The sequence below is a fragment of the Alteromonas sp. OM2203 genome (assembly GCF_048517045.1).
In the GTDB taxonomy this organism is placed as follows: domain Bacteria; phylum Pseudomonadota; class Gammaproteobacteria; order Enterobacterales; family Alteromonadaceae; genus Alteromonas; species Alteromonas gracilis.
On record NZ_CP183209.1, the window covers coordinates 782,248 to 808,545 of the forward strand.

Annotated in this window: 30 protein-coding genes; 8 read left to right on the plus strand and 22 right to left on the minus strand. The window is 44.4% G+C overall.

Features of this window, described 5'->3' with window-relative positions:
• Positions 1-11: 11 nt before the first annotated feature.
• From ACM0P2_RS03445 to ACM0P2_RS03505, 13 genes are all read right to left on the minus strand, one after another.
• Positions 12-857, minus strand: coding sequence for an SDR family oxidoreductase (locus ACM0P2_RS03445; RefSeq protein WP_159118396.1), 846 nt, complete (start codon positions 855-857; stop codon positions 12-14).
• Positions 858-922: 65 nt separating this feature from the next.
• On the minus strand, positions 923-1,594 hold the full coding sequence (locus ACM0P2_RS03450; protein WP_159118397.1) for a TenA family transcriptional regulator: 672 nt from the start codon (positions 1,592-1,594) through the stop codon (positions 923-925).
• A gap of 3 nt (positions 1,595-1,597) precedes the next feature.
• Positions 1,598-3,112, minus strand: coding sequence for an AMP-binding protein (locus ACM0P2_RS03455; protein ID WP_159118398.1), 1,515 nt, complete (start codon positions 3,110-3,112; stop codon positions 1,598-1,600).
• Positions 3,102-3,845 (minus strand): thermostable hemolysin, encoded by a 744-nt coding sequence (locus tag ACM0P2_RS03460; protein WP_159118399.1) that lies wholly within the window; start codon positions 3,843-3,845, stop codon positions 3,102-3,104. The genes ACM0P2_RS03455 and ACM0P2_RS03460 overlap by 11 nt, the downstream gene beginning before the upstream one ends.
• A gap of 109 nt (positions 3,846-3,954) precedes the next feature.
• A complete protein-coding gene (locus ACM0P2_RS03465) occupies positions 3,955-5,766 on the minus strand; it encodes an ArnT family glycosyltransferase (protein ID WP_159118400.1) in 1,812 nt (603 codons plus the stop codon).
• Positions 5,763-6,440 carry a TVP38/TMEM64 family protein gene (locus ACM0P2_RS03470; RefSeq protein WP_159118401.1) on the minus strand — a complete coding sequence of 226 codons (678 nt, stop codon included), beginning with the start codon at positions 6,438-6,440 and terminating at the stop codon, positions 5,763-5,765. Before ACM0P2_RS03470 ends, ACM0P2_RS03465 begins: the two co-directional genes overlap by 4 nt.
• On the minus strand, positions 6,430-7,167 hold the full coding sequence (locus ACM0P2_RS03475) for a glycosyltransferase family 2 protein (RefSeq protein WP_159118402.1): 738 nt from the start codon (positions 7,165-7,167) through the stop codon (positions 6,430-6,432). Before ACM0P2_RS03475 ends, ACM0P2_RS03470 begins: the two co-directional genes overlap by 11 nt.
• 90 nt (positions 7,168-7,257) lie before the next feature.
• Positions 7,258-7,962: a hypothetical protein gene (locus ACM0P2_RS03480; protein WP_173359619.1), complete on the minus strand. Its 705-nt coding sequence runs from the start codon at positions 7,960-7,962 to the stop codon at positions 7,258-7,260.
• Positions 7,956-8,717, minus strand: a complete 762-nt coding sequence (locus ACM0P2_RS03485; protein ID WP_159118403.1) for an FTR1 family iron permease — start codon at positions 8,715-8,717, stop codon at positions 7,956-7,958. The genes ACM0P2_RS03480 and ACM0P2_RS03485 overlap by 7 nt, the downstream gene beginning before the upstream one ends.
• Positions 8,707-9,072, minus strand: coding sequence for a cupredoxin domain-containing protein (locus ACM0P2_RS03490; RefSeq protein ID WP_159118404.1), 366 nt, complete (start codon positions 9,070-9,072; stop codon positions 8,707-8,709). The genes ACM0P2_RS03485 and ACM0P2_RS03490 overlap by 11 nt, the downstream gene beginning before the upstream one ends.
• Positions 9,056-10,345: a sensor histidine kinase gene (locus ACM0P2_RS03495; protein ID WP_159118405.1), complete on the minus strand. Its 1,290-nt coding sequence runs from the start codon at positions 10,343-10,345 to the stop codon at positions 9,056-9,058. Before ACM0P2_RS03495 ends, ACM0P2_RS03490 begins: the two co-directional genes overlap by 17 nt.
• A 1-nt stretch (position 10,346) precedes the next feature.
• Complete coding sequence (locus tag ACM0P2_RS03500) at positions 10,347-11,012, minus strand: response regulator (protein ID WP_159118406.1); 666 nt, start codon at positions 11,010-11,012, stop codon at positions 10,347-10,349.
• Between the two features lie 260 nt (positions 11,013-11,272).
• Positions 11,273-12,193: a hypothetical protein gene (locus ACM0P2_RS03505; protein WP_159118407.1), complete on the minus strand. Its 921-nt coding sequence runs from the start codon at positions 12,191-12,193 to the stop codon at positions 11,273-11,275.
• A gap of 273 nt (positions 12,194-12,466) precedes the next feature.
• Here ACM0P2_RS03505 and rplM point away from each other — a divergent pair, with 273 nt between their 5' ends.
• From rplM to ACM0P2_RS03540, 7 genes are all read left to right on the plus strand, one after another.
• The gene (rplM, locus tag ACM0P2_RS03510) at positions 12,467-12,895 is read left to right on the plus strand and encodes a 50S ribosomal protein L13 (protein WP_012517329.1); all 429 of its coding nucleotides are present in this window, start codon (positions 12,467-12,469) and stop codon (positions 12,893-12,895) included.
• 12 nt (positions 12,896-12,907) lie between these two features.
• The gene (gene rpsI, locus ACM0P2_RS03515; protein ID WP_025256473.1) at positions 12,908-13,300 is read left to right on the plus strand and encodes a 30S ribosomal protein S9; all 393 of its coding nucleotides are present in this window, start codon (positions 12,908-12,910) and stop codon (positions 13,298-13,300) included.
• A gap of 392 nt (positions 13,301-13,692) precedes the next feature.
• On the plus strand, positions 13,693-14,322 hold the full coding sequence (gene petA / locus ACM0P2_RS03520; RefSeq protein ID WP_105930682.1) for a ubiquinol-cytochrome c reductase iron-sulfur subunit: 630 nt from the start codon (positions 13,693-13,695) through the stop codon (positions 14,320-14,322).
• 5 nt (positions 14,323-14,327) lie between these two features.
• Positions 14,328-15,593 (plus strand): cytochrome b, encoded by a 1,266-nt coding sequence (locus tag ACM0P2_RS03525; RefSeq protein WP_159118408.1) that lies wholly within the window; start codon positions 14,328-14,330, stop codon positions 15,591-15,593.
• The gene (locus ACM0P2_RS03530) at positions 15,590-16,324 is read left to right on the plus strand and encodes a cytochrome c1 (protein ID WP_159118409.1); all 735 of its coding nucleotides are present in this window, start codon (positions 15,590-15,592) and stop codon (positions 16,322-16,324) included. The genes ACM0P2_RS03525 and ACM0P2_RS03530 overlap by 4 nt, the downstream gene beginning before the upstream one ends.
• A 167-nt stretch (positions 16,325-16,491) precedes the next feature.
• The gene (gene sspA / locus ACM0P2_RS03535; RefSeq protein ID WP_159118410.1) at positions 16,492-17,124 is read left to right on the plus strand and encodes a stringent starvation protein SspA; all 633 of its coding nucleotides are present in this window, start codon (positions 16,492-16,494) and stop codon (positions 17,122-17,124) included.
• A complete protein-coding gene (locus ACM0P2_RS03540; protein ID WP_120960770.1) occupies positions 17,121-17,594 on the plus strand; it encodes a ClpXP protease specificity-enhancing factor in 474 nt (157 codons plus the stop codon). The genes sspA and ACM0P2_RS03540 overlap by 4 nt, the downstream gene beginning before the upstream one ends.
• 197 nt (positions 17,595-17,791) lie before the next feature.
• Here ACM0P2_RS03540 and ACM0P2_RS03545 read toward each other — a convergent pair whose 3' ends face one another.
• Both ACM0P2_RS03545 and ACM0P2_RS03550 read right to left on the minus strand, forming a co-directional pair.
• Positions 17,792-18,649 (minus strand): spondin domain-containing protein, encoded by an 858-nt coding sequence (locus tag ACM0P2_RS03545; RefSeq protein ID WP_159118411.1) that lies wholly within the window; start codon positions 18,647-18,649, stop codon positions 17,792-17,794.
• Between the two features lie 12 nt (positions 18,650-18,661).
• Positions 18,662-19,477, minus strand: coding sequence for a spondin domain-containing protein (locus ACM0P2_RS03550; RefSeq protein WP_159118412.1), 816 nt, complete (start codon positions 19,475-19,477; stop codon positions 18,662-18,664).
• Positions 19,478-19,700: 223 nt separating this feature from the next.
• Here ACM0P2_RS03550 and ACM0P2_RS03555 point away from each other — a divergent pair, with 223 nt between their 5' ends.
• Positions 19,701-20,453 carry a winged helix-turn-helix transcriptional regulator gene (locus tag ACM0P2_RS03555; RefSeq protein WP_159118413.1) on the plus strand — a complete coding sequence of 251 codons (753 nt, stop codon included), beginning with the start codon at positions 19,701-19,703 and terminating at the stop codon, positions 20,451-20,453.
• Positions 20,454-20,507: 54 nt separating this feature from the next.
• On the opposite strand, the gene mgtE is transcribed toward ACM0P2_RS03555, so the two are convergent.
• From mgtE to lptB, 7 genes are all read right to left on the minus strand, one after another.
• Positions 20,508-21,866, minus strand: coding sequence for a magnesium transporter (gene mgtE / locus ACM0P2_RS03560; RefSeq protein WP_159118414.1), 1,359 nt, complete (start codon positions 21,864-21,866; stop codon positions 20,508-20,510).
• A 169-nt stretch (positions 21,867-22,035) separates the two neighbouring features.
• The gene (locus ACM0P2_RS03565) at positions 22,036-22,308 is read right to left on the minus strand and encodes an HPr family phosphocarrier protein (RefSeq protein ID WP_159118415.1); all 273 of its coding nucleotides are present in this window, start codon (positions 22,306-22,308) and stop codon (positions 22,036-22,038) included.
• On the minus strand, positions 22,308-23,153 hold the full coding sequence (gene rapZ, locus ACM0P2_RS03570; RefSeq protein WP_105930672.1) for an RNase adapter RapZ: 846 nt from the start codon (positions 23,151-23,153) through the stop codon (positions 22,308-22,310). The genes ACM0P2_RS03565 and rapZ overlap by 1 nt, the downstream gene beginning before the upstream one ends.
• Positions 23,154-23,241: 88 nt before the next feature.
• On the minus strand, positions 23,242-23,685 hold the full coding sequence (gene ptsN / locus ACM0P2_RS03575; protein WP_159118416.1) for a PTS IIA-like nitrogen regulatory protein PtsN: 444 nt from the start codon (positions 23,683-23,685) through the stop codon (positions 23,242-23,244).
• A gap of 13 nt (positions 23,686-23,698) precedes the next feature.
• Positions 23,699-23,986 (minus strand): ribosome hibernation promoting factor, encoded by a 288-nt coding sequence (gene hpf, locus ACM0P2_RS03580; protein WP_012517338.1) that lies wholly within the window; start codon positions 23,984-23,986, stop codon positions 23,699-23,701.
• Between the two features lie 30 nt (positions 23,987-24,016).
• Positions 24,017-25,498: an RNA polymerase factor sigma-54 gene (locus ACM0P2_RS03585; protein WP_159118417.1), complete on the minus strand. Its 1,482-nt coding sequence runs from the start codon at positions 25,496-25,498 to the stop codon at positions 24,017-24,019.
• Positions 25,499-25,571: 73 nt separating this feature from the next.
• Positions 25,572-26,297: an LPS export ABC transporter ATP-binding protein gene (gene lptB, locus ACM0P2_RS03590; RefSeq protein ID WP_105930669.1), complete on the minus strand. Its 726-nt coding sequence runs from the start codon at positions 26,295-26,297 to the stop codon at positions 25,572-25,574.
• Position 26,298 lies beyond the last annotated feature (1 nt).

The window sequence follows — 26,298 nt, forward strand, 5'->3', positions numbered from 1 at the left end:
ATGTCCTCGTGTTAAATCAGCTTATTACCCAGGCGGGTATCGTTTTGAGCGCTGGTTTGTTTGTCTTGTGATTGCGATTTTTGAAAGGCATAGCGTTTAATCATTGGAAGTTTTTTTGCCAACGCGTTGTCAACAACACTGGGAACTAGCGCGTTAAGTTTGGCAAAAAAGCGTTCAGCACGTCCTAGCGCCACTCTTGGCAAATTGTTTTCCAGCTGTTTAATAAATGCTTGTGCTACTGCATCAGGCTCGTCTGTCTGGTTGCCTAATGCGTCGTTTAGCGCAATAGCGCGTTGGTCGTTTATGTCGGTGCGCGTTGCACGTGGTGCTAGATAATGAAATTTGATTTTGCTATCGTTGAATTCTCTGTGCATGGCTTCCGTCCAGCCTTTCAACGCGAATTTAGTTGCGCAGTAGGTTCCGTGCGCAGCAAAACCGATACCTCCAAAAGCAGAGCCTACATTCACAATGTGCGCAGACGGTCTACGTTCTAGTAACGGCAGCAGGCGTTGGGTTAGTAGCATGGGTGCCAGCATATTTGTCGACACAATCGACTCGATAGGGGTGCCCTCAAACTCGCCAACATAGGTAATGCCGGCATTGTTAACCAGAATACTTAAAGGAAGTCGTTGGCAGGCACTTACTACTCTATCTCTGCCTTCATCTGACGTAATGTCAGCCACAACGGCGGTATGATGAAGGGTTAAATTTTGTTGCAGCTGTTCGAGCTTCGCCTTACTTCTGCCAGTTAGGATAATGTGCGCGCCTTTTTCATCAAGCGCCTTGGCTATTGCTTTACCAATACCGCCAGTAGCACCTGTAAGAAGCACCACTTGATTACGCCACTCAATATTCATTGTATTTACCTTAACGTGTTAGCCGTTTACCTCAGGAGATAAGTACCAGAGGTACACCCTTGAATTTAAGCAACCTGTTCCAAGCCGTGTTCGGGTGTTAATTCGCGAAAGATATCTCCGTATAAGCGATAAAACATGTTCGCGCTGTGAATGATCATTTGTTGCTCTTTGGGGTCGGTAATTTTGTTCATAAGCCCTTCAAAGAAAACAATGTGCTCTTGGTCTAGCGCACCGTGAGAGGTAAGGTATTTAAACGCTGATTTAGGCAGTGATAACTTGTCTTTGATTTGTTTTGCAGCGGCGTCGGCAAGCGCGATACTTGTGCCCTCTAAAACGAATACCATGCCGAAGAAATACAGTGGACTTTTGCGTGCGATTGCATCAAAAGCATAGGCAACCATTAATTCGGTAGCGGGTGCAGGCTGACTATTCCTCGCCTTTTCTTTATCAACGCCACAGGCTCCAAGGTCGTTAAGGATCCACTCCTGGTGACCCATTTCTTCTTCAATGTATTCACCAATTGCTTCTCTTAGCCATTCCTTATCTTCGTTGAGTTTGGCACCTGTAGCCATAAGCAGGGGAACAGTAAACTTAACGTGATGATAGGCCTGTTGAAGAAAGGCAATATAGTCGTTTAGGTTAAAATCACCGTTAAAGCAGCGTTGTATAATCGGCGCCTGTAAGAATGTCTGTCTGGCATGCTCGGTGTTGCTTTGAAGTTGCTGATAGAAATCCATAGATTATTCCTTGATAACAAATTGAGAAGAAGATGGTATTGTGCTTTGAGCGCTGTACAGGTGTTGGTCTAGGCTCTGGTAGAGCAAGTCTAAATCAGTCGCGTAGCTAGCGATTATTGCGTCACGTTTCAGCTTTCCCGTTGGGGTAAGCAGTTGGTTTTCTGGCGTGCAAAGACCGATGGAGGTGAAATTAACAACTTGCGCATAGTCAGGTAACTGCTTATTGATAAGTGCAACGGCGCTTTGAATTTGTGTATTGGAAATAGTATTGGAAGCGGGTACGAGGAGCGCAACACAGTAGGGTCTAGCTTCACAATACACCAAAGCCTGTCTAAACAGTCCTGTTCCCAGTAACAATGATTCAATCCACTCCGGCGATACATTTCTACCAAAGCTGTTCACCATTATGTTCTTTATACGCCCACTAAGCGTGAGTGTGTTGTCAGAAAAAAAGCCTAAATCGCCGGTTCTGACCTGGGTCGGATAAAATGAGGAAGGTTGATTCAGATAGCCCAGAAAGTGGTTACCTGTAACTACAATTTCACCCTCTTCGATGTGCAGTTGATTATGACCTAGCGTTTTTCCGGCACTGCCCATCGTATTGCAATTGGGCGTGTTCAATGTTGATACTGATACCGCTTCAGATAAGCCATAACCTTCAAATACTGGTAGTCCCTTCGCTTGAGCTTGCGCCAGCAAAGCGGGCGATACATGCGCACCACCAACAGCAATGAACATTAGTGATGAAGGCGGTGCCCAGCCCTGATTACATGCCTGTACTAGCACCATGAGTAAGTCGGGAACCAAGATGACAGACGTTGGTTGAACGCGGTCTATCAGTGAAAGCAGTGCATTTGGGTTGACGAGTTTGCTCCCTTGAAATCCGCGCTCAGATGCTGTGGCTAAATAAACCGTGCCGCCGTGGTATAGAGGAGCGTAAACGCCGGCAATATTCTCAAGTAGGGTAGACAATGGCAGCAAACATAGGTGGTTAACTATTTCCGGTTGAACTGCACGCTCAATAGAATAGGCAACTTTCCATTGTGATTCAGTTGACAGGCATACGCCTTTCGGTGAACCCGTAGAGCCTGAAGTAAAGGTTATTTTGTTAGTACCTAAAGGCATATATACCCGAGCGTCATGTTTGAGCGGATGAGCGACAATGTCGTTTTCGCTATCAATAACTGTCGGAGACTCACTCCATTCACTTAGTTCGCCACCGCTATTGGTCAACAAAAAGTGACACTGGCTCTCATCCAATACATGTTCTTGTTGGGAAGCGCTAAAAAATAGTGGAACGGGAACACAGCAGACATCAACCTGTTGGCAGGCTAAATCAGCAATCACCCATGCAAAACTATTGTCAAAGGCAATGCCTATCCTCTCGGCATTGTGGTTTGTTATCCAGCTTGCGAGGTTCTCGACGGCGCTGAAAAGGGCGCGGTAAGTCATTGAACTGTCATTGCACTTCAGCGCAATATCATCATCGTGCCCATTTATATACTGATTAAGCAACATACGCCGTTTCCTTTTTGGTGCACATACTTTGCGTTAACGCATCCACATTTGCGGAAATAAGCTCAATTGCTCTTTGGTAATGAGCATTAAGTTCAGGGCATCCAATGATGTGTTGGGTTACGTGATTTAGCGACAGGGCAGTAACCTGAGGAGCGGTATCATAGTAGGTACCCCAGTCATCACTATTTCCTTTAAGTTTTGATACATCAGCTCTAACAAGGGGGAGGAGCTGAATACCCGCGCCCAAGAGTAAAGCGGTGAGTTGTGAAGTCGCACTGAAAACCAGGTATTTGCTACCACATCGTTTTAAAACGAAGAACAGGGCAAATAATAAGGGGAGGGTATAGCGCGATGCACTGCTAAAAAGGTTACCAACTTCAGCAATATGCGCTCTGTTTACGGTTATCCCTTGTAAGGTGAGGGCAGTTTCTACCGAAGTGTTGAGGTATTGCTCTATAAAAAGAGAATTATACTCACCATCATATGCGGCAAATCTTGCGCCTGCGGCGGCTTTAACTCCATTAGCTTCAAGAGCAAACAGCATAGGCATAAAAGAAGTCACTCGTGCGTTATAGCGAGCTTTAAAACCACTTGCTATAAACGCTTCAATGCGGCGACGGGCATTATGTCCATGTTTTGCCGCGATAAAGGTTATAGCGGGCTTTTCCTTTGAAACAATCGCAGATTGCTTACCAGCAACCTGGGTTGGAACAGAAGCTAAAACGTAACTCATAAACATGCTCATTGGTTTTGCGATGTTATGAGTATTAACGCGAGACCTTAAGAGAACCTTAAGTGTGAAAAATTTTTATAAAGGTTAATGTTAAGAACGCCCAAGCCATTTAATTGCTTGAGCCTTTATAGCTGTTAAAAACTGGGCCGTTAGTCGGTAAATCACAGGTAGCGTTTGCAGCACTGGCAGGAAGCAATAACCATTCGTCACGGTGGGCTATGCCCAGTGAAGTTGCTTGTGATAAGTCTACACATTGAAACTTGTAGTCACTTGGAACTAACAAAAAGCGTTGACGTATTGGGGAGCTAATCCGCTGGCCTGAAGCTTTTGTTAGCCCGCGCGAAGGCCCGGAAGTATCAGTTAGCCAAGCCCACGCTGTACCGTTTTCTAGCTCTTTAAGGGTATGGTAACCAAAATGAGACATTTCAAAGGGTGAAAAAAGCAAATACTGTTCTTTAAAGCTGACTATCCCTACCTCGAAGGCAGTTGAATCCTTCGTCAACATATTATCTATTTGGCTTTCTGCATTTTGAAGGACTATACGGGGAGTACGGTAGTCATTGAGCAGCCATGCTCCGAATGTGGAAGGGATTACAGTTAAAATGAAAAGCCATGAAAGTAATTGGTAGGCAAGTGATTTCCCCTCCACTGCATTGCGATTTTTATTGTAAAGATAATAGACAATATGAGTACAAAGCCCAGCGAAACCGAGTACGAGTAATAACATACTTAAACGAACAAGGGTTTCGCTGTCGCTGTCAAAGCGCGTAATCAACTTGCTGGCGATGGGCTCTTGAAACAGCAGTGCTAAGCCAGCAATCAATAAAGCGCCAGAGATTAACGAAGTTACTGCACGCGAAAACAGCGCTAACCCTCTTGATACAGTTGAATTTGCAAGTACTAGACCTGCAATCATGCTCAACGCTGGCAGTGCCGGTAGAACATAAACACCACGTTTACCTGGGCTGATACTGAAGAAAATGACGACTAATATTACCCATATCAACAATGATGAGTAAGCGGGATTTTGAGTAAGCACATTTCTTAACCATTTAGCTTTTGATAGCAGTATGGCAACTGGCGTGATCCAAAATACGGGAATAACTTCAACAATATAGTAATACCAAGGCTCTATGTGATGCCACGCATTGGCATAACGCTCAGCTGTTTGTTTAAATAAAATGTTCGACAAATATTGTTGAATTTGAGGCTCTTGTTTTATCAAGCCAAGATAAAGCAGAGGTGCAAGCCACATCGCCACAACCGATAGCATAATTAAGGGACCAAACAACATACGTAGTGACCACTGGCCGCGATGTAAGCCGCTAATAAATGCGAAAAACGCAATGGGAATAAACAAAAGAATAGGTAAAAAGCCAACGCCTTTCGTTATGATGCCAAGCCCCATAAAGAACCATGCTGTAAAGTACCATCGCCAACTAACACGCACGTAAAAGTGCTGAATGAACCCGTAGACGCCAATCCAAATAAAACAGGCGACAAGGGCATCGATTTGAGCAAATTTGGCTTGAATAAGAAACTGGGGGCTAAGTAGAAGTACGAGCATACTCAACATTGCCGCTTTTTCGCTGGCAAGTCGTAGCGATAGGTTGTAGGTTAGCCCCAAAGTGACAAGGCTTGCGATTGCGTTAGGCAGGAGCATAGCCACCTTCAGGCTACCCGTTATAAGGTAAAAGAAGGCAATACACCACATAAACACAGGAGGCTTGTCCGGATAAATTTCGCCACCGCGCATGGGCACAAGCCACTGTCCGCTGTTCACCATCTCTTTTGCGACTAAGGCAAATCGAGGCTCATCGGGTGGCCAAGCATCTCTGAAGCCTAAACCTATCAATATCAGAGCACAGGCGAAAAAGAACAGAGTTGATGCATGGCTATTTAAGTTAAGCACAAGCCTCACGACGGCTCACTCCTACGAGAAATGCCTGATAAGGATAGAAGTAGAAGAAGGCTTATGATCAAGCCACCTATTTGTAAAGGCTGTTCAAGGGAACTGACAAAGCGAGAACCGCTTCCAAGTAAAGTAAACAAAAAAGTTTGAGGCGCAAAACCGATTGCACTTGCAAGAATAAACGGGACGAACGGAACGCTTAGCACACCTGCGACAGCGTTTGTGATTAAGTTAGAGCCTACAGGGAATAAACGAACAATTAACACATTGCGAAAACTTCGCTTGGCCAGTTTGTTTTCAACTGGTTTTAACTTTGAACCTAAAAGACGGACAGCGAGTGAGCGCAAAGGGCCATTTGCTAATGCGTAGGCGATACATGCAGACAATACCGTTAGCAACAAAGCAATTAATCCTCCCTGCCATGCGCCAAAGCTCACTCCGCAAAAAAAGCTGACTGCCTGACGGGGAAAACCCATAGTTAAAAGCACAACACAGCCACTTAAAATCACACTCAGCGACTGCCAATTTAAATTTGAAATATAGGCATTCAACCAATCTGTATCATCACCGTGTTTCCATACTTCACCTGTGACCTCAAGCGACAAATAGCAGATAAGCGCGATACTAGCTGCACCAATTAAAAACCGCATGACGCTTTTGAGGCGGCGAACATTAGTCTTCATGACCCATTCCGCTGGCAATGTGATTAAGCTTGTTTCTGTACATTAGCCATCTGACGCCAAGCGTATCGATGATCCCTGCCCAGCCACGATTCCATGCTGTGTAATTTGATTTACCTTCTAAACGCGCGCGATGATTGACCGATACACATACCACCTTTCCCCCAAGCCTTTTAGTTAAAGCGGGAATATATCGGTGCATATGGTCGAAGTAGGGTAACAGTAAAAAGGTGCTTCTTGGGAGTAGCTTCAAGCCACAGCCCGTGTCTGGTGTGTCGTCTTGTAGGATCCACTGGCGAACACGATTGGCAACTTTAGACTGAAATCGCTTCCACGGGGTATCTTTTCGCTTTTTACGATGTCCGATAACGCAGAAGTGCGCTGCGTTAGTTTCTTTAGCTGCGCGAATAAGTCGCGGTATATCAGCAGGATCGTTTTGCCCATCAGCATCAAGGGTGATGATCCACTTTCCTTTTGCCTGCAAAACACCGTGAAAAACGGACGTGCTTTGACCGCAGCTCATAGGGTGGACGATGACCCGACAACTTACCGGCAAGGTGCTTGAAAGGTTACGCAGTAAGGATAGAGATTCGTCGCTGCTACCATCATCTACAACAATAATTTCTGTTGTTGCATTGGGGACCACCTCTGAAATTTCTAGCAACAAAGCAGAAAGGTTTTTGGCTTCATTTTTAGCAGGTAAAACAACACTGACGTCAAACTGGCGCATAAGAATATTTGGTAAATCATCGAATGACGTGCACTTTATAAGTCGAACCTTAAGGGAAGCTTAAGTTGGGCGCTAAAGTACAAACTTACATTAGAATTCGTATTCCAACGACATGCGAAGTGTGTGATCTTTACTGTCACCGTTTAGTCCAGCTATAAAGCCCAGTTCCCATTTTAACTGCTTCTGTCTGTCATAACGCTTTATACCCATAAAGGCTGGGCCTACGCCAATAAAATCCTCAGCAACATAAACTTCAACGCCGGGCTGTATTTCAGGAAGCCAGCGGTATCTAAACTTGGCTTTAAATTCGCTTTCCCATTCGTTAGCAACCGTTTCGCCCCATTCATAAACGACGCTAATGTTGGTAGTAAGGCTAAATTGGCCAAACTCTTTTTCAGTAAGCAAGCCTGCCTTTACTTCCCAGTCATCAGTATTATGTTGTTTTTCAAGCTCAAACAATGTGCCCCAGTCAGCCCAATACTGTCCCTGTTCGGTCATCATCCAACGTAATTCTAATTCGTAACCCTCTACGCCAAAATCTTCATTCTCATCACGCGCCCCTACTACATAGGCCTCTAAAATTAAAAATTCAGAAAGTGCGTGGCCGAATGAAAATCGTTGCATTAGCACATTTCCATCGTCGTTTTGTCTGGATGTCAGGCGCCATTCGAATTCTCGCTCAAACGGCAGAACGTAAGGATGATATACCTTATCGACGGTAAAGTTATCTGCGCGTACCTGACCGGCAAACAGTAACAAAAACGTGATTAAGGAGAAAATAGCACGTTTTAACATGCGGCCTCCTTGAGAGGGGTAGACCTTTGTCTTGTACACAAAAAAGTGATGAGATTAGGGACAATCAAAGCAATTAAAAAGACAAGGATATAATTTATAGAGGGCGTGGCTTCATAGCCAACAAGCGCGTTAAGTAAGTGCCCGTACTCGCTGTTATCGCTCACAATGTCGCTGCTATCCCAAAGTTGGTTTGGCGAGGGGAACGTATCGGTTTGTTCCAATAATAAAGCGATATTGGCTGCCTGCGCTGCAACAAAAACAGAAATAAAGCACTGCGTTACTTTTAAATTAACAAAATGAGTGAGAAAAATATTAAGCAAGATGGCAATGCTGATGCTTATACCAAGCCCAATAGTGGTGCCCAGTAATAGCAAGGTGCTATCGCTGTTTCTCGTCAGTTCAGAGATGAAGTAAACTAAAAAGTGCAGCGAATTTGGTAGTCCAATACCCAATACTAGCAGCGAGACTCCAATGCTAAGCAATGATGAATTCGATGTGCCATATGACGCGAGAAAGCACATGCCAATCCAAGCAACAAAAAATAATAACGTCTTAAGAAGTTCAAATCCTGCGCCTTCATAAAATTCTGACACCAAGCCCAGCTTTGGATAGGTCAATAATGCGATAAATATAAGCGCAAACAAACGCCATAAGATATTGACCGAGGAAACGCGAGGTAGGGCTAGCAGCACGCTGATAAGTAAGAAAATAGGTAGCGTATCACGCAGAAAAAGCACAACAGTATTAATGAGCATATTGATTGTCCTCTGCGCTTTTCACTACTACCTTACCGACCGCGGTGTTTGGATGAAATTCTCCGAAGAATGGGTATTCTCCTGGTGTGAGCGGTCCGATAAATATGGTGCCTCTGCTATTTGCAAATATCACCTTCTCTCTGTTTAAGGAGAAGCTATCGATTTCCTCTGGTGTATTATCAAAGTTGATAAAAGTAAGTTTTACCTTTTGCCCAGCTGGAACAGTGACTTCTTGGGGGTAAAATAAATGTGATTTAATTTCAACTACAACCTCAGGTAGCGCCCAGGCACTTGGTATGTGGCAGGCAAAAAAGCCAAAGACAAAGGCAAGGGATGACTTAAAGTACGTAGTCATTTGAAAAATTTACCCTTACTTCTAAACCGCCCAGCGAACTTTCGTGCAGTGTGAGTTCTGCATTATGTAAAGCAACAACTTGCGCAACAATTGCGAGACCTAGTCCACTCCCCGAAGTGGGTTTACTCGTAGACCCCCTTTGAAACCGTTTTATAACCTCAGGTCGTTGATCAGCAGGAATGCCCGGGCCCGAATCGCATACACTTAATGAGACACCACTGTGATGACATTCTACTTTAATTAAAATTTGCGCCTTTTTAGGCGAATAGTTACTCGCATTACTTACCAAATTCTGAAGCAGCGTATACAGCATAAACTGCGAGCTTTGAAGCCAAACCTCATCCCCTTCCAGCGCAATTTCCTGTGCTTTATTTTCTATTTTTCCATAAAGGTCACTAATGACCTCTTGAGCAACATGGTGCACATTAATAGGCTCTCGTTGCTCAACAAAGGTCTCTGGGCTTGTTCTAGTTAACAAGAGAAATTGGTTTACTGCATGGATCATTCTGTCAGTATCAGCCTTAAGTGTTTTAAGTACTTCACCCTTTTCGCCCAATTCATTTGCGATGTTGTGAATATTGATTTTCATAACACTTAAAGGCGTTCTAAGTTCGTGCGCCGCATTAGAAGCGAACTGTTGTTCACGCTCAAATGCAGCGTTAAGGCGATTGAACATAGTATTCAATGTAGAAACCACAGGTGTAAGTTCACTTGGTTCTCTTTGCAGTGCAATGAGAGAAAAATCGTTGCCTTTTCGCTTTGCTAGCAATCTAGATAAATGTTTTAAAGGTGACAAGCCCCATGTTATGCCAAAAAACAAAATAAGAGCGAGCAAAGGTACACTCAATATAAAAGGAGTGATGGCCGCTACGGTGAGCGAGTCGGTAAGCATAAATCGGTTGCTTACCGGCTGAGCGACCATATACCAAGTGGCAGGTTGTTCCTGGTACTTAGCAAACACACGCCAACGAGTACCCAACGCGTTGACTTCAGAAAAACCGGGTGTGAAGGCGGCTATGGGGGTAGTGAGTTCAGCCGAAGAGGTGCTTATTAGTTCGCCTCTCTTCCAGATCTGAAACAACAGTGCATGTTCCTCTTCCTCACTATTACTATCAAAATAAGCAATGGCGCGGGAGAGCTCAATCAATTCGTCGTCTAAAAGTGCACTAGAGATATCTAGAGTCGCGCGATAACCATGAAGGGCTGCGCTAAAAATCACCAGCACGAGGGCACTGATCAATGTAAGAATTAGAAAACGGCGAATAGACGACAACTCATTCCCCCGATTTAGAAATACAGTAGCCCACGCCGCGAATGGTTTTGATAAAATTATCAGGCATTTTTTTTCGCAAATGACTCACATGAACCTCTATCGTGTTACTTGCTACTTCTTCGCCCCATTCATAAAGTTTGTTTTCAAGCTGATTTTTGCTCAATACGCGCCCGGCATTTTCTATGAGCGCTTTAAGTACCATAAGCTCACGTCTTGGTAAGTGTATGGTCTCATTGTCGATTGTCAGCGTGTGGTGTGCGGTATCAAGACTCACATTTTTAATCGTAATGATTGTTTGGGAAGCCGTACCTAGGCGGCGTTCAAGTACGCGTAATCTGGCGAGTAATTCATCAATTTCAAATGGTTTTGGTAAATAATCATCAGCACCTGCGTCTAACCCAGAGATTTTGTCGGATACTTTATCTCGTGCAGTTAGAATTAATACCGGGAGTGTCGCATTCTTTTTGCGTATCGATTGAAGTACATTCAAACCATCTGTATCGGGTAAGCCTAAATCAAGAACAACGATGTCGGTTTGTCCGATACTAAGGGTTGTCATTGCGTCTGCACCTGTATAAACGCAGTCAACAGCATAGTTTGCATTTTTAAGAGACAAGGCTAGCGCATCAGACAAAGGCCTATCATCCTCAACCAATAATATTCGCATTCAGATACTCGACGATATGTAATCAGTAAAAGTGTATACCAGAAAGCTTAAGAAAACCTTAAGAACTATACTGTGAGGGCAGTCAAGTTACTGTTTTCATGAAGATTGCGAAGGCTTACTTACTAGCTACCTTTCTTGCTTCGCGTTTTGCGAACGCCAAAGACTAACCATGTGGTGCCCGTATGAGCAATGGACATCGAAAAACAGTCGCAGCGTTGTAAAGTCATCAAATAAAATCTTAAAAACGACCTTGGTGTTTATTATCGCAATTCAATAAGTTCTTTTCTTAGTGCCTCAATCGCTAGCTGTGGGTGTTTGTCCCAGCGGGCGTAGTTTATTCGATAAGGAATGTTGGGATTATCAAGATAGTGAATTCTACGTGTGCCACTATCGACGAGCTTTCCTGCCTCTTCGTGGTAGTCAAAGTAATTAAAAATGTTATTAAGTTCACCGTTTTCCAATATTCGAATAAGACCTATCTTCAACCTGTTGGCAAGCGCCTGGTTATTTGGGCTTACAAAAAAATATTCATAGTTGGGATAATTGAGTAGGTGATATTGCTCTAAGGAAACATGCTTATCAGAATGGCGGGACAGCTCGCGATGTACTTCAATGATGTTGCGGGGAAAGGCGTCAACAAGATTTTTCTCCACGAGTGAATACATAGAATTAAACCACAAGCTCCAATCCTCACCTTCAACGTTGTAACCATTCGAGCTCAGTACAGTTAAATCAGGCCAATCCGAACCCTGTACTAGGGTCCGAGTTTTCAGTGTTGAACTATCAATGGAATAGTTAAAACTATCTTGTTTATCTGGGTTTATGACGAACACGCGGAAGCCAGCAAAACCCTTGAGTAATGGAAGTCTGATAGGGATAAGTTGTTTTTCTCGAACTTGACTGGTTGCGCTCCACATGACGTCAGCTTCGCCATTGATAAGTGACACCAGCTGACGGCTTTGACTCATGGGTTGGGGATGTGGAACTAAGGTTGTGGTTCCCAGATCTGGGGTTGCATTAAGTGCGGCTTGCAAAACTGCGACGTGATAGTTGCCGTAATCGTTGTCTGCAAACGCGCGTGTGAAAACAATACTCTGGTGATTTTCTTCTTTGGCCACTACATCGTAGCAAAGAAAAAATAACGCAAATGCACTAAGACATGCCGCTGATGAGAATTTCATTTGTTTTAATTTTGTGATCAAAAATATAACAAATAAAAAATATCGCATATTAAGCGCATTGTCATTTGTTTTATGGCTAAATATTATTCATTTATTTTGCATTAGGGGTTCGCATTTATGTCAATTCCTGTATAATTCGCGCCCTGCCCAGTTACGCCCACCTTTGGGAAGGTGGAAGAATCAGCCGGCTCGAAGGGGTCTTTGTGTTGATTTTAAGGTGATTTCTGGTGTTCAGAAATCAGTAACGACGATATTATTCGGGTGAATTTGAAAATGAAAACTTTTGTTGCTAAGCCAGAAACGGTACAACGTGACTGGTATGTGGTAGACGCCACAGACAAAACTCTAGGCCGTTTGGCTTCTGAAATCGCACTACGCCTTCGTGGCAAGCACAAGCCAGAGTACACACCTCACGTGGACACTGGTGATTACATCATCGTAATCAATGCTGAAAAGGTTGCGGTAACAGGCCGTAAAGCGCAAGACAAAATGTACTATGCGCACTCTGGTTACCCAGGTGGTCTTAAAGAGACAAACTTTGAAAAACTAATTGCTCACAAGCCAGAAATGGTTCTTGAAAAAGCAGTTAAAGGCATGTTGCCAAAAGGCCCTCTAGGTCGCGCAATGTTCCGTAAAATGAAAGTTTACGCTGGTGCAGAACACTCTCACGCAGCACAGCAACCACAAGTTTTGGACATTTAAGGAGCTATTAACATGGCAGATACTCAATACTACGGCACAGGCCGCCGCAAAAGTTCTACTGCTCGTGTGTTCCTACGTCCAGGCACAGGTAGCATTAAAGTAAACCAACGCGCTCTTGACGAGTACTTTGGTCGTGAAACAGAGTGCATGGTTGTTCGTCAGCCACTTGAACTTGTTGAAATGACTGAAAAGTTTGACGTTTACGTCACTGTAAAAGGTGGTGGTTCTAACGGTCAAGCGGGCGCAATCCGTCACGGTCTTACTCGTGCTCTTATGGAGTATGATGAAGCGCTACGTCCAGCCCTTCGTAAAGCTGGCTTCGTTACTCGTGACGCACGTCGCGTTGAACGTAAGAAAGTTGGTCTTCACAAAGCGCGTAAGCGTCCTCAATTCTCAAAGCGTTAATTTTTACGCTTTTTGTATTGCAAAAACCCGGCTTATGCCGGGTTTTTTATTTTTGCTTTCACAAGTGATTTTATAACAAAGGTTTAATTTCTACGCCTTATCCCATCAAATATACCTCAAAACCTTGATTTTAGAGGTTTACCTCGCTAAACCTTATCATACCTTTTGAATTAAATTATCGCTTAAATAGCAGTAAAACCTTGTGTTTATAAGGGCTTTTCTTTTATCATTTGCGGTCGAAAATTTTGAAAACTTTCGTGACTTCGTGAACTAGCAAAATTTTGCTGTAGCGTCGCTATCATGACAAGCCATATGATGCATGACTCAAGCGTGACAAAACCAGTATAAGCTTGGGTTACACATCATAATTATCCAAACCTGGAGAAATGTGGATGAGCAATGTATCTGTAGATGCAACAGAGTCTGCACACAATGAAAACCAGCCAGAAAACAACACTCGTCGTCGGTTCTTGACCGTTGCCACGTCGGTAGTTGGTGGTGTAGGTGTCGTTGGTGCTGCTGTGCCTTTTATTGCGTCCTGGAATCCAAGCGCCAAAGCGAAAGCCGCTGGTGCTGACGTTGAAGTAGATATCAGCGGGATTGAACCTGGACAGTTAGTACGTGTAATGTGGCGAAGCAAGCCAGTATGGATTGTTCGTCGCACGCCAGAAATTCTTGAAGAATTAGGCGCACACGAAGATAAGCTGAAAGATCCTAACTCTGAAGCTGAGCAGCAGCCAACTTTTGCTCAAAATCGTTTCCGTTCAATGAAAGAAGAATACCTGATTCTTGTTGGTATTTGTACGCACTTAGGTTGCTCTCCACAGCACCTCAAAGATGGCGCGTTTGAAGAATACGTTGAAGGTGTACCTGATGGTTTCTTCTGCCCATGCCACGGTTCTAAGTTTGATATGGCGGGACGTGTATTCCAAAACGTACCGGCACCTTTAAACCTAGTAGTGCCGCCTTATCAGTTCGTTGATGATACAAATATCATCATTGGTTCAGAAGCGGAGGCTTAATTATTATGAACGCTTTTCTAGGTTGGATTGAAGACCGCATCCCATTGATGCGCGTTGCAAACATGCACGCTATTCAATACCCAGCGCCAAAGAACATGAACTTTTGGTATGTGTTCGGATTCCTAGCTACTATCGTTTTGGTAAACCAAATTGTTACTGGTATTTGGTTAACCATGAATTTCGTTCCTTCTTCAGAAGGCGCTTTCGCTTCTGTTGAATACATCATGCGTGAAATCGACTACGGTTGGATTATCCGCTATATGCACAGTACTGGCGCATCGGCGTTCTTTATCGTTGTATACATGCATATGTTCCGTGGCATGATTTACGGTTCTTATCAGAAGCCTCGTGAACTTCTATGGGTGTTCGGTATGTTTATCTACCTAGCGCTTATGGCGGAAGCATTCATGGGCTATGTACTACCATGGGGACAAATGTCTTATTGGGGTGCTCAGGTAATCGTTTCGCTATTCGGCGCAATCCCTGTTGTAGGCCCTGACCTTGTTGTTTGGTTACAGGGTGACTATGTTATCTCTGGCGCTACACTTAACCGTTTCTTTGCACTTCACGTAATTGCACTGCCTTTGGTTATTGTTATCCTTGTGTTCCTTCACATTATCGCACTTCACGAAGTGGGTTCTAACAACCCCGACGGTGTTGCGATTAAACACAAGAAAGGTTCACTACCTGAGTCTGAAAAGACTAAATATGAAATCCACGAGTACTACACAAGCAAATACGACATCGCTGATGACGTGTTACCGTTCTTCCCACACATCGTGCTTAAAGACCTTGTGGCGTTCTGTGTGTTCCTAGCACTATTTACTTATGTACTGTTCTTCGCGCCAGAAATGGGCGGTAAGTTCTTGGAACATCCTAACTTTGAAATTGCTAACCCGCTGAAGACACCTGAGCACATCTTCCCAGTGTGGTACTTCACGCCGTTCTATGCGATTTTGAAAGCGGTACCTGACAAGTTGTTCGGTGTACTAGCAATGTTTGGTGCGATTGCTGCGCTATTTGCTCTACCTTGGGTTGACCGTGGTCGCGTTAAATCATGGCGCTATCGCTGTGGCTTGCACAAAGTGAACCTAATCGTGTTTGCAATTGTGTTTATCTTCCTGGGTTATCTAGGTGGTACGCCACAAGAAAACTGGAAAATTGTAGCGTCGCAGGTTGCGACCATCATGTACTTCGGTTTCTTCATTGCACTGTTCTTGTACAGCAAAAACGAAAACACTAAACCTGTGCCAGAGAGGATTCCTAAATGAAAAAAATGATGTGCTTTTTAGCCTTCTTCCTACCTGGCGTAGCGCTTGCGGCAGGTGGTAACGTGCACTTAGACAAGGCGCCTATCGATTTAACCGATAAGGCATCTTTACAGCGCGGTGCTCAATTGTTTATGAACTACTGCTTGGGCTGTCACTCTATGAAGTATCAGCGCTATCAGCGTTCATTCCAAGACTTGGGTATTCCTGATGAACTTGGTCAAGAGTATCTCCAGTTTACGGGTGAAAAGGTGGCTGACTATATCACTCGTGCCATGCCTGAAGAGGCAGCTGCAGGTTGGTTTGGTGCTGCGCCACCAGATCTTACGCTAGTTGCTCGCGTTCGTGGTGAAGATTGGATTTACACCTATCTGCGCTCTTTTTATGTAGATGAGAGCCGCCCGTTTGGTGTGAACAACACTGTATTCCCAGAAGTGGGCATGCCACACGTACTTCAACCACTTCAAGGTACGCCTACTCGTACTTACGAAGAGCAAATGGTTGATGGTGAAATGGTTAAGCGTTTTGTAGGCATCAAGTCAGATGGCACTGGCGCCATGTCTCCTGACGAATACGACCAAGCCGTTGCCGATATCGTGAACTTCCTTGAGTACACGGGTGAGCCTTCAAAACTTGAATCTCACAAAATTGGTAAGTGGGTACTTATCTTTATCGCAGTATTGTTTGTATTTGTTTACTTACTGAAGAAAGAATACTGGCGAGAAGTGCACTAATCGCACAGATTTATGTATAATATGAAAAGGGGGCGTCTCGCCCCCTTTTTTGGTATTTATTCGTGCTACCTGAAAGCGTCTAAGACAAGCGCTTTCAGGTAGCACGAATTAACGTAATAAGCTTACCGTTTGTAAGCATAAACTTGTTTCTCGACGGAGGAAATTGAATGGCCGTAGCCGCGAATAAACGTTCTATTATGACGTTGTTCTCTGACACAATTGATATTTACAGCCACCAGGCACGTATTGTGTTGGCAGAAAAAGGTGTGGGTGTTGAAATCAGCTTCACAGATCCTAGCAACCTGTCTGAAGATCTGTTGGAGCTAAACCCTTACGGTACTGTTCCAACCCTAGTTGACCGTGAACTTGTACTTTATAAGTCTCACATCATCATGGAATACCTTGATGAGCGTTTTCCACATCCACCATTAATGCCTGTTTATCCTGTATCACGTGGTCAAAGCCGTCTGATGATGCACCGCATTGAGCAAGATTGGTACTCACTGGCTGCGCGCATTTTCCGTGGTGAGGGTGATGTAGAGGCAGCACGAAATGAACTGCGTGAAGCATTGTTATCACTAGCACCTGTGTTTGGTGAAATGCCTTACTTCATGAGCGAAGAGTTTAGTTTGGTCGACTGCTACCTTGCTCCGCTACTATGGCGTTTACCAGCACTTGGTATCGAGCTTAACGGTGCAGGCAGCAAAGAAATTAATGCTTATATGAATCGCATTTTCTCTCGCAGTTCGTTTAAAGCGTCTTTGACTGACCAAGAGCGCGAGATTCACAACCCGTTATGACATCTATGACGTCAAACCAGCCCTATTTGCTTAGGGCGTTCTATGAGTGGATTGTTGATAATGACTTAACGCCGTATATTGTGGTCGATGCAACCAACGAACTGGTAGAAGTACCGCAAGAGTTCGTTAAAGATGGTCAAATCGTCTTGAATGTATCACCAAGTGCGTGTGTTAATTTCTCCCTTGATTTAGATGGCTTATCGTTTCAAGCGCGTTTTTCTGGGCAACCAAGAAGACTAAGCATGCCATGTGAAGCAATTATAGCGATTTATGCAAGGGAAAACGGTGCGGGTACCGTGTTTGCAACAGAGGAAGATGTGGCACGAGCACAGCAAGACAGTGCGGACACATCTGAAAATGCATCTCAGCCTAGCGGCCCAACGTCGCTTGAAGACGCTGATGCAAGCGACGTCAAAGACGCGCCTGTTCCACCTAAAAAGGGTAAACCTACTCTCAAGGTTATTAAATAGCTTATTAATTAGCTCATTAAATAGCTTGTCAAATAATGTATTAGCCTGGTTTTGTGAAGTTTATCTACTCAGCAAAGCCAGCGCTTATCTTTCTTATTCCCTTAAGTTTCATCTCCGGTTCTCCCTTTCGCACAAAAGTAAAAACACCCCATTACCTGCGTAATAGGGCGCTTTAACGTGGCATTGCCGTTTACCAGTTAACGGGTTCGCGTTATCACAACACGACTTGTCGGAAAATCAAAGCGATGGGCTTCGGTTAGTACGGACGTTGACAAACCTTCACGGCTTGGGTCATTTGCGTTTGCACTGGTTACCACACCTTGATGGAGCCTTACTGCATCGGCAAGGTCGTCCCTAACTACATCATAACCCGCTGCCTCTCCGCCACCACCAGCTGCACTAGCAGCAGGGCCAGGCATAGTGGTAGCGGTTTCTGTGTTTGCTTCGGTACCAGCGTCCCAGGTCACTGTCATGAACGTTTTTGTATCACCAACCGCCATGTTACTTACATTAGCAGCGTTTAAGCCGGTGAACGCGTCGTTAGTGTTGACCAGCATGGTGGTTACCGTAAGGCGTAAGTCGTCAGCATCGAGTTCCGGAACCACAAGGGTTAGTTCTGTGCCCATTGAGCGAGGGCCCAATATTCCTCCAGAGTTTTGCGCATCCAAAAAGTCCGTGGAGTCCATGGCTTCAGTAATGACCATAGACGGGTCACCGCCCTCAGCCATAATTTCAATGCCCATGCTGGCTGGCTCGCCCTCACTAAATGAATGGAAGCCTGACTCGTGTAAAATGACGGCGGCAGGTGCAAAGGGCTGAGAGTAAGTTAAGTTGGTAATTTGAACTGTGTAAACCGCTGAATTACCGTTGCTACCGTCTTGCCCGTTCGAACCGTCTTGGCCGTCTGCGCCATCGGCACCATCTTGACCGTCGACTCCAGCTTCACCTTGAGGACCAGCTGGCCCTTGAGGTCCTGTATCACCATCATCGCCGCACGCCGCTAAAAGAGCCGATAGCATCAATAACGTACTGAGTTTTACTATTTTATTAGTCATTTTAATGGCTCCTTAAGATGCAGGAACAGTTATAACAACACGTGCAACGGGGTTTAACCAACGGTGTACGGTAGAGTCCAGATCACTGGCACCAGCGGCGCTATCAGTATCGCCAAGCGCATTGCGGTGGATGTGTACTGGGCCATCTTCACCATCTTCTATTTCACCGTTAACTACCTGTGCCGCCACACCTGTGCCGCCCGTACCTAAGTCGACGATACGAGTAGGCGCACCGCCGCCAGCGACACCAGGAACACCATATCCACCCAGCGCATTTCCTGTACCAGCTTCAACGACGTCAGTACGAGCACTATTTAGCTCATCGTTTAACTCAGTGCCAGCATCGTACGCATTAAGATAATACGTATAGGTGCCAGGCTCAGTAGGGATTTCAATACTGTCCATACCTACAAAGGCATCATTAGTCGGTATCAGCATAGACAGCAGTGAAAGATAAGGCTTGTCCATTGTGTCGAACGGATAACTTAATGTTGCTTTCGGGGCTAGAAGGCCGCCAAAACGATGCCATGTGTTTGAGCCATTGTCTGTATCGACAGGGCCCAATAACGCCTCAAAGTTAGCGCCGCTTGAATCAGCGTTTTGCTCATCATCAATAACCCCCGCTTCAGCAAGCCACGCTAACGCCGATGAAGCTGGCTGTCCGACCTCAAAAGCGTCAACTGTGTCATCGTGAGCTATGACTAAGCGCGGCGTAAAGCTTTGCGCCTGGGTTAAGTTAGTAATTTCAACATCTAATATAACGGCTTGGCTTACGGAAATTGTTGCAAGCGACAGTAGGGTAGCGCTAGCAAGTTTAGTGAATTTCATTTTATTGTCCTTGTTTATGGCTTAAATCGCATAAGAATTTAGGGCAGTAAAATTTTTAATTCATCACAGAACTATCACAAAAAAAACACAGTTTTGTATCGCTAAATGACGATATTGTTAAAAATTTTTGGTGCTTATTTATCAATCAAAAAATTGTTATTAATGTGAAATAAAAACACGAAGGGTCGGGTCTTGTTTTTTATTGGCGAATTAGGAGCGAGTTATGATCCTTATCATCTACACTGGAAATAAGTTTCAACAAAATATATCGCAATGCTTAAGTAAGCATAGTTTTCTTTACGACGCAGTCTCTAATTTTCAATCCGCAGAGTCGTTGCTTAAGGCGCAGCAGTATTCACTTATTATTGTTGAATCGCACAGTAATACTATGTGCCTGCAGCGTATTAAAACTCTTGTAGACGCTAATACCGAAAGCTGGGTAGTGGCTGTTGAAAGTGATATGTCTCTAGCAGATAAGGTCTACACAGAGGTAGATGAGGCAAATTATTATGAAGCGGGTGTTGATGACTACTTTACTGGTGCGTTTGACGAACGTATGTTTTCAGCACGTATTCGCTCTCATATGCGTAGAAGTATGCCTAACCACGAAAACACGAGAGCTTCCGGTGGTAGTGACGAGCGTATCGAGATAGGCCCGCTTAGCGTCGACTTGCGTTATCACAGCGTGACGATTAATGGGCAATTGCTGACACTAACAGCACGAGAATTCACCTTGTTGAATTATTTCTGTCGTCATCCCAATCAGGTTTTTTCTCGCAACCAACTACTTAGCGAGGTGTGGGGCTATAATCACGAAGGGTACGAACATACGGTAAACACCCATATTAATCGTCTACGCACTAAACTTGATAAGGTTAACAGCATTGAAAATGGCGGACAGCTAGTACAAACCGTATGGGGTGTCGGATACAAACTGAATATTAATGGGTATACAGCCAATTCGTTAATTGCCTAAGCGCATAATATCAAAAATTGCTAGATCCTAATTAAGGATGATTGTTTTTTAGGCTTAAATTAAAAACAGCGTTGCCGTACCTAAAAAGGCAAAGATACCAACCACATCGGTTATCGTAGTTAAAATAACGCTTCCAGCAAGCGCTGGGTCTATTTTAAGGCGCTTCATGATCATGGGTAAGGTTGCGCCGGCAAGCGCTGCCGCAATCATGTTTACCATCATCGCAAAGGCGATAATAACGCCCAGCATGTAATCTTGCTTCCAGAGTGCGATAACAGAGGCAATAAGCACAGCCCAAATTGCCCCATTTAAAAAGCCGATAGAGATTTCCTTACTGATAAGCCAACGCGAGTTACTGGCATTTACATGACCGAGCGCCATACCCCGAATAACAAGAGTTAGTGTCTGGTTACCAGCCACGCCGCCCATGCTCGGTACGATAGTATTTAATATAGCTAATACGGCGAGCTGGCTTAGCGTGGCTTCAAATAAGTCACTTACCATTGCAGCCATTAGCGCAGTCACTAAATTAACTGCCAGCCAAACGGAACGGCGTTTAGTACTTTGCATAACAGGCGCAAAGGTATCTTCATCATCATCAAGACCCGCCATACTCATCATTGAGTGTTCAGCGTCTTCACGAATGATATCAACTACGTCATCAATGGTAATTCGCCCCACTAAGCGATGATTTTCATCAACTACCGGCGCTGAAAGCCAATTATAACGCTCAAACAGGCTTGCCACTTCATCATCTGGCATGTTTACCGGAATGGCTTCCGACTCTTCGTCCATAACGTCTGATACTTTGTCGTCAGTGTCAGCAGTGAGCAAACGGGCCACGGGAATAATACCAACTAAATTATCCGTTCTATTAACCACATAGAAGGTGTCTGTATTTTCCGGTAACTCTCCTTTTAAGCGAATGTAGCGAAGAACTACATCAATGGTTACATCTGGACGCAAGGTAATGGTATCGGTGTTCATGATGAAACCAGCGGTTTCTTCACCGTAAGATAGCGCTTGCTCTGCACGTACGCGGTCTTGTGCATCCATTGAATCAAGAATGTCTGCCAACACGGGTTCAGGAAGGCTACTCAGCGTTTCTGCCAAGTCATCGGTATCCATTTCTTCAAGTGCATCAACCACATTGGCGGGGAGCATCTTTGTGATAATACCGTTTCGAACATCATCAGATAGTTCTTCTAAAATATCACCGTGAAAGTCGCTATCAATCAGCTCCCAAAGCTCATCACGAGTCCGGCTGGGGCTCGACTCAAGTATGTGGGCAACATCAGATGGGGGCAATTCGAGCAGAAGCTTACGTACAGATACAAATTGCCCGTTTACTAACGCAGCATTGAGTGTGCGTAGCTGTGTTTGTACGTATTTAGAAACAAGCGCTTCTGCCATAAGGCGTTATTCCTATAGGGTGAAAAAATAAACGGTGCAGGCGTTAACGCCTAAGTGGCCGTAGAGTATCGCAATTATAATGATCCTGTCATGACAATTGCATAGCTTTTGCGCAAGATTTGATAAATACCAGACTGAAAGTATATTAAGTAATCAATTAGACGTGTGACTACTCGTCTTCATTAAACCTGCCTTCTATTAACTGCTCGATAGCAGCAAGCGCGTCTGTGGCATCAACACCGTCAACAATAACATCGACTTGCTCACCCTGATGACTTTCCAGCATCATTAAGCCAAGAACACTACTGGCGTCGGCTTCCTTGTCGCCTTTTTTCAGAATGATCTTGGCGTCAAATTGATTTGCAAGTTTAACAAGCTGTGTAGCTGCTCTAGCATGCAGGCCGAGCTTGTTTACAATAGTGAGCGTTTTTTGAATCGTCATTATTGGTTTAACTCCCTATGGCGAATTTGAACATCTGGATGAATTTCGCCGAAGGTTTTAGATAAAGTCTGAGCGATATATACCGAGCGGTGCTGCCCGCCGGTACACCCTATTGCGACGGTGACATAGCTTCGGTTGTTGCGCTCTAAATGAGGTAGCCATGTGGTTATCAGGTTTTGAATTTGCCAAATGAACTTGGTTACCACTGGTTGTGAGCCTAAGAAGACTTCTACCGGTGCATCAAGGCCAGTAAGGTGCTTAAGGTCGGGCTCCCAATGAGGGTTTGGTAGAAAGCGTGCGTCAAAAACATAGTCGGCGTCTTTTGGTATACCGTGTTTGAAGCCAAATGATTCAAATACCAATACAAGACGAGAGCTTTTTTTACCAAGAATGCGCTCTCGAATTAACTCCGCGAGTTGATGTATTGTTAGCTTATCAGTATCTAAATACAGGTCTGCTCTTTCTACAATAGGCGCAAGTAGTGCAGATTCGGCTTTTATTGCCTCAAAAAGTGATTTGTTAAGTTTGGCGAGAGGATGAAGACGACGGGTTTCGCTAAAGCGTTTGACGAGTACATCGTCGCTTGCGTCGATATAAACAATCGTCATCGACCAAGATGAGGGTAGATAATCAAGTATCTCGACTAGGTCATCAGGGTTCTTAGGTAAATTTCTGACATCAATACTCACCGCGACTTGATCGTATTCATCAACAACCGTGTGAGTGAGGGTAGGGAGTAGATTTACCGGAATGTTGTCAACACAGTAATAGCCTAAATCTTCTAGTGCTCGTAGCGCCACAGATTTACCAGAACCCGAACGACCACTGATTATAATCAGCTTCACCTCATTTCTCCCTAATAGACTGGTTTTATCTTGTTTGCGTTATCGATTGAAACGGCTCAATTGCCCAAATACAAACGGGCATTAGAAATTAACATAATGCAGAGAGGATCTCATCGCTCTTTGTAGCGCGGCGTATTGCCTTAATCGTCTCTTTGTCGCTCAGTTTACCGGCAACTGTTGCCAAGGTTTGTAAATGCCCTTCGGTTTGCTCTTCAGGAACCAGTAAAGCAAAAAATATATCTACCGGCTTTTCATCTAAGGCGTCAAAATCTATAGCCGGTGTACAGGTTACGACAATTGCAATTACTTTATCGAGACCCGCTAAACGTCCGTGAGGCAAGGCAATACCGTTACCGATACCCGTGCTTCCCATACGCTCTCGAGACATTAGACTGTTGAGTACCGTCGCCGAGTCGATGTTCTCATTATTTTTGGCGGCAATATCTGCGATTATCTCAAGAATTCGTTTTTTACTATTACACTGAACCGCACATTCAGTGCGGTCCAGACTTACGATGGCTTGTATGTCCATGCTTAATTAACTACTAATGTTTTTTCAGTTTTTCCTTATGCTTGATTACTTGCCGGTCGAGTTTATCAACCATGCTGTCAATCGCCGCATACATGTCGGTGTTTTCTGAGGATGCGAATACTTCTGCGCCACTTAAATGAACAGTCGCTTCGGCTTTTTGATTTAATTTTTCAACGTTCAGGATGACATGCACATTAGAAATGTGATCAAAGTGACGTTCAAGTTTGCTGAACTTCGTATCGACATAATTACGCAAAGAGTCGGTGATTTCGACATGATGACCAGTAAGGTTGATTTGCATATTTCGTCTTCCTTATATTATAGAGCCCGTTTAAATAAGGCTTTTGCGTTGGTTCGACGGCGGGATCGATAACGATTCCCGGTATTTTGCTATTGTCCGCCGAGCGACTTTTATGCCTTGCTCGGCCAACAATGAAGCAATCTTGCTATCACTTAGCGGCTTGCTAACATTTTCAGCGGCCACCAGCTTCTTGATCAATGCTCGAATAGCGGTGGATGAACACTCACCACCAGACTCTGTCGCAACGTGACTTGAAAAGAAGTACTTCAGTTCAAAAATACCACGTGGTGTGTGCATGTATTTTTGCGTCGTCACACGAGAAATAGTCGATTCGTGCATATCTACCATTTCTGCGACATCATTTAACACCATTGGTTTCATCATTTCCGGGCCGTGCTCGAAAAAACCCATCTGCTGCTGCACAATGCAATTCGCAACCTTCATCAGGGTTTCATTGCGTGACTCTAGGCTCTTTATGAACCACTTGGCTTCTTGCATGTGTGAGCGGATGAATTGAGAGTCGCTACTGTTCTTTGCACGACGACTCATCGCAGCGTACTGTTGATTCACGCTTAATTTAGGCAGGCTGTCGGGGTTTAATTCTACCACCCAACGACCATTCTTTTTGGCGACTGAAACATCAGGAATAACATATTCAGGCTCTTTAGTAACTAAAGCACTACCTGGGCGAGGATTCAAGGTTTGTAACAAACGCATAGCCTCACGCAGCTGATCTTCCTTCAGGCGACTCTTACGCATTAACGTGCGATAGTCTTTGCTACTAAGAAGGTCAGAGTACTCTTCGATTAACTGCTTCGCTTCAGCGAGCCACGGCGTATCGTCTGAAAATTGGCGAAGCTGAACCATTAAACACTCTTGAGGTGTCCGTGAACCAGAACCAATGGGGTCGAACATTTGAATACGCTTTAATACGCACTCTACTTCGTCCATCTCTATAGGCTCTTCTAAGTCATCATCGTTTACCGCATCAAGAATTTCTTCAAGAGAGACGGTTAGATAGCCAGATTCATCAATCGAGTCAATAATCGCCGTTGCAATTGCCCGGTCAGTTTCCGAGAAATGGGTCAGGCGCATCTGCCAAGAAAGGTGTTCTTGAATATCGTCAGTAGTTTCGCCTTGGAAAATCTGTTCATCATCACTTGATGGACCTGGCGCTGGCGCTGAAGATGCGGAATAATACTCATCCCACGTACTGTCGATAGGCAACTCGTCAGGGAGATCGTTTTTTTCTAACGCATCTCCGGCTTCCAGGGTGTCGCTTGATGCAGTAGCAGACGCTTCTGATGCTCCATCATCATTATCGAGATTGTTCTTTTCTGATTGAGGCTCGTCATTACCTTCCTCAACTTCTAACAGTGGGTTAGAGTCAAGCGCCTCTTGAATCTCCTGTTGAAGATCAAGAGTAGACAGCTGCAGCAATTTAATAGCCTGCTGAAGCTGAGGTGTCATGGTAAGTTGTTGGCTAAATTTTAGCTGTAAAGATGGTTTCATCTACGTCTTATTTAAATGCTCTAAATTGAATATACCAGAGCGAAATTGAAAAATGACAATTCGGTTACATTAACTATAGCCTGAATTGTTCGCCTAGGTATACATCCCTTACTTTTTGATTACTTAAAACCTGTTCCGCTGTTCCTTGCGCAATAAGCTCGCCATGACTCACAATGTACGCTTTTTCGCAAACATCCAATGTTTCTCGTACGTTATGGTCAGTGATAAGGATACCAATTCCTCTATCACGAAGATGTTGTATTATCTTCTTTATATCATTAACTGATATTGGATCAACACCAGCGAATGGTTCGTCTAATAAAATAAATTGTGGATTTGCCGCTAACGCTCGTGCTATCTCCACCCGGCGTCGCTCACCACCCGACAAACTCATACCCGCACTATTACGTATATGGTTGATATTAAATTCATCAAGTAGTGCGTCAGCTTCTTCTTCTTGCTGGTGTGAATTTAAATCTTTACGAGTTTGCAAAATTGCCATGATATTTTCGTGAACGGTCAACTTTCTAAATATTGATGCCTCTTGTGGAAGGTAGCCAATTCCGCGGCGTGCGCGCTCATGCATGGGTTGATGAGTGAGCTCGTTTTCGTCAATTTCAATCTTGCCTTTGTCCAGGGGTACCAGACCTACAATCATATAAAACGTGGTGGTCTTACCAGCGCCGTTTGGACCAAGAAGACCAACAATTTGCCCTGTAGAAACAGAAAGGCTAACGTCTCTCACCACTTGACGAGATTTATAAGCCTTAGCAAGGTTAGTTGCGCTAAGAGTGGCCATG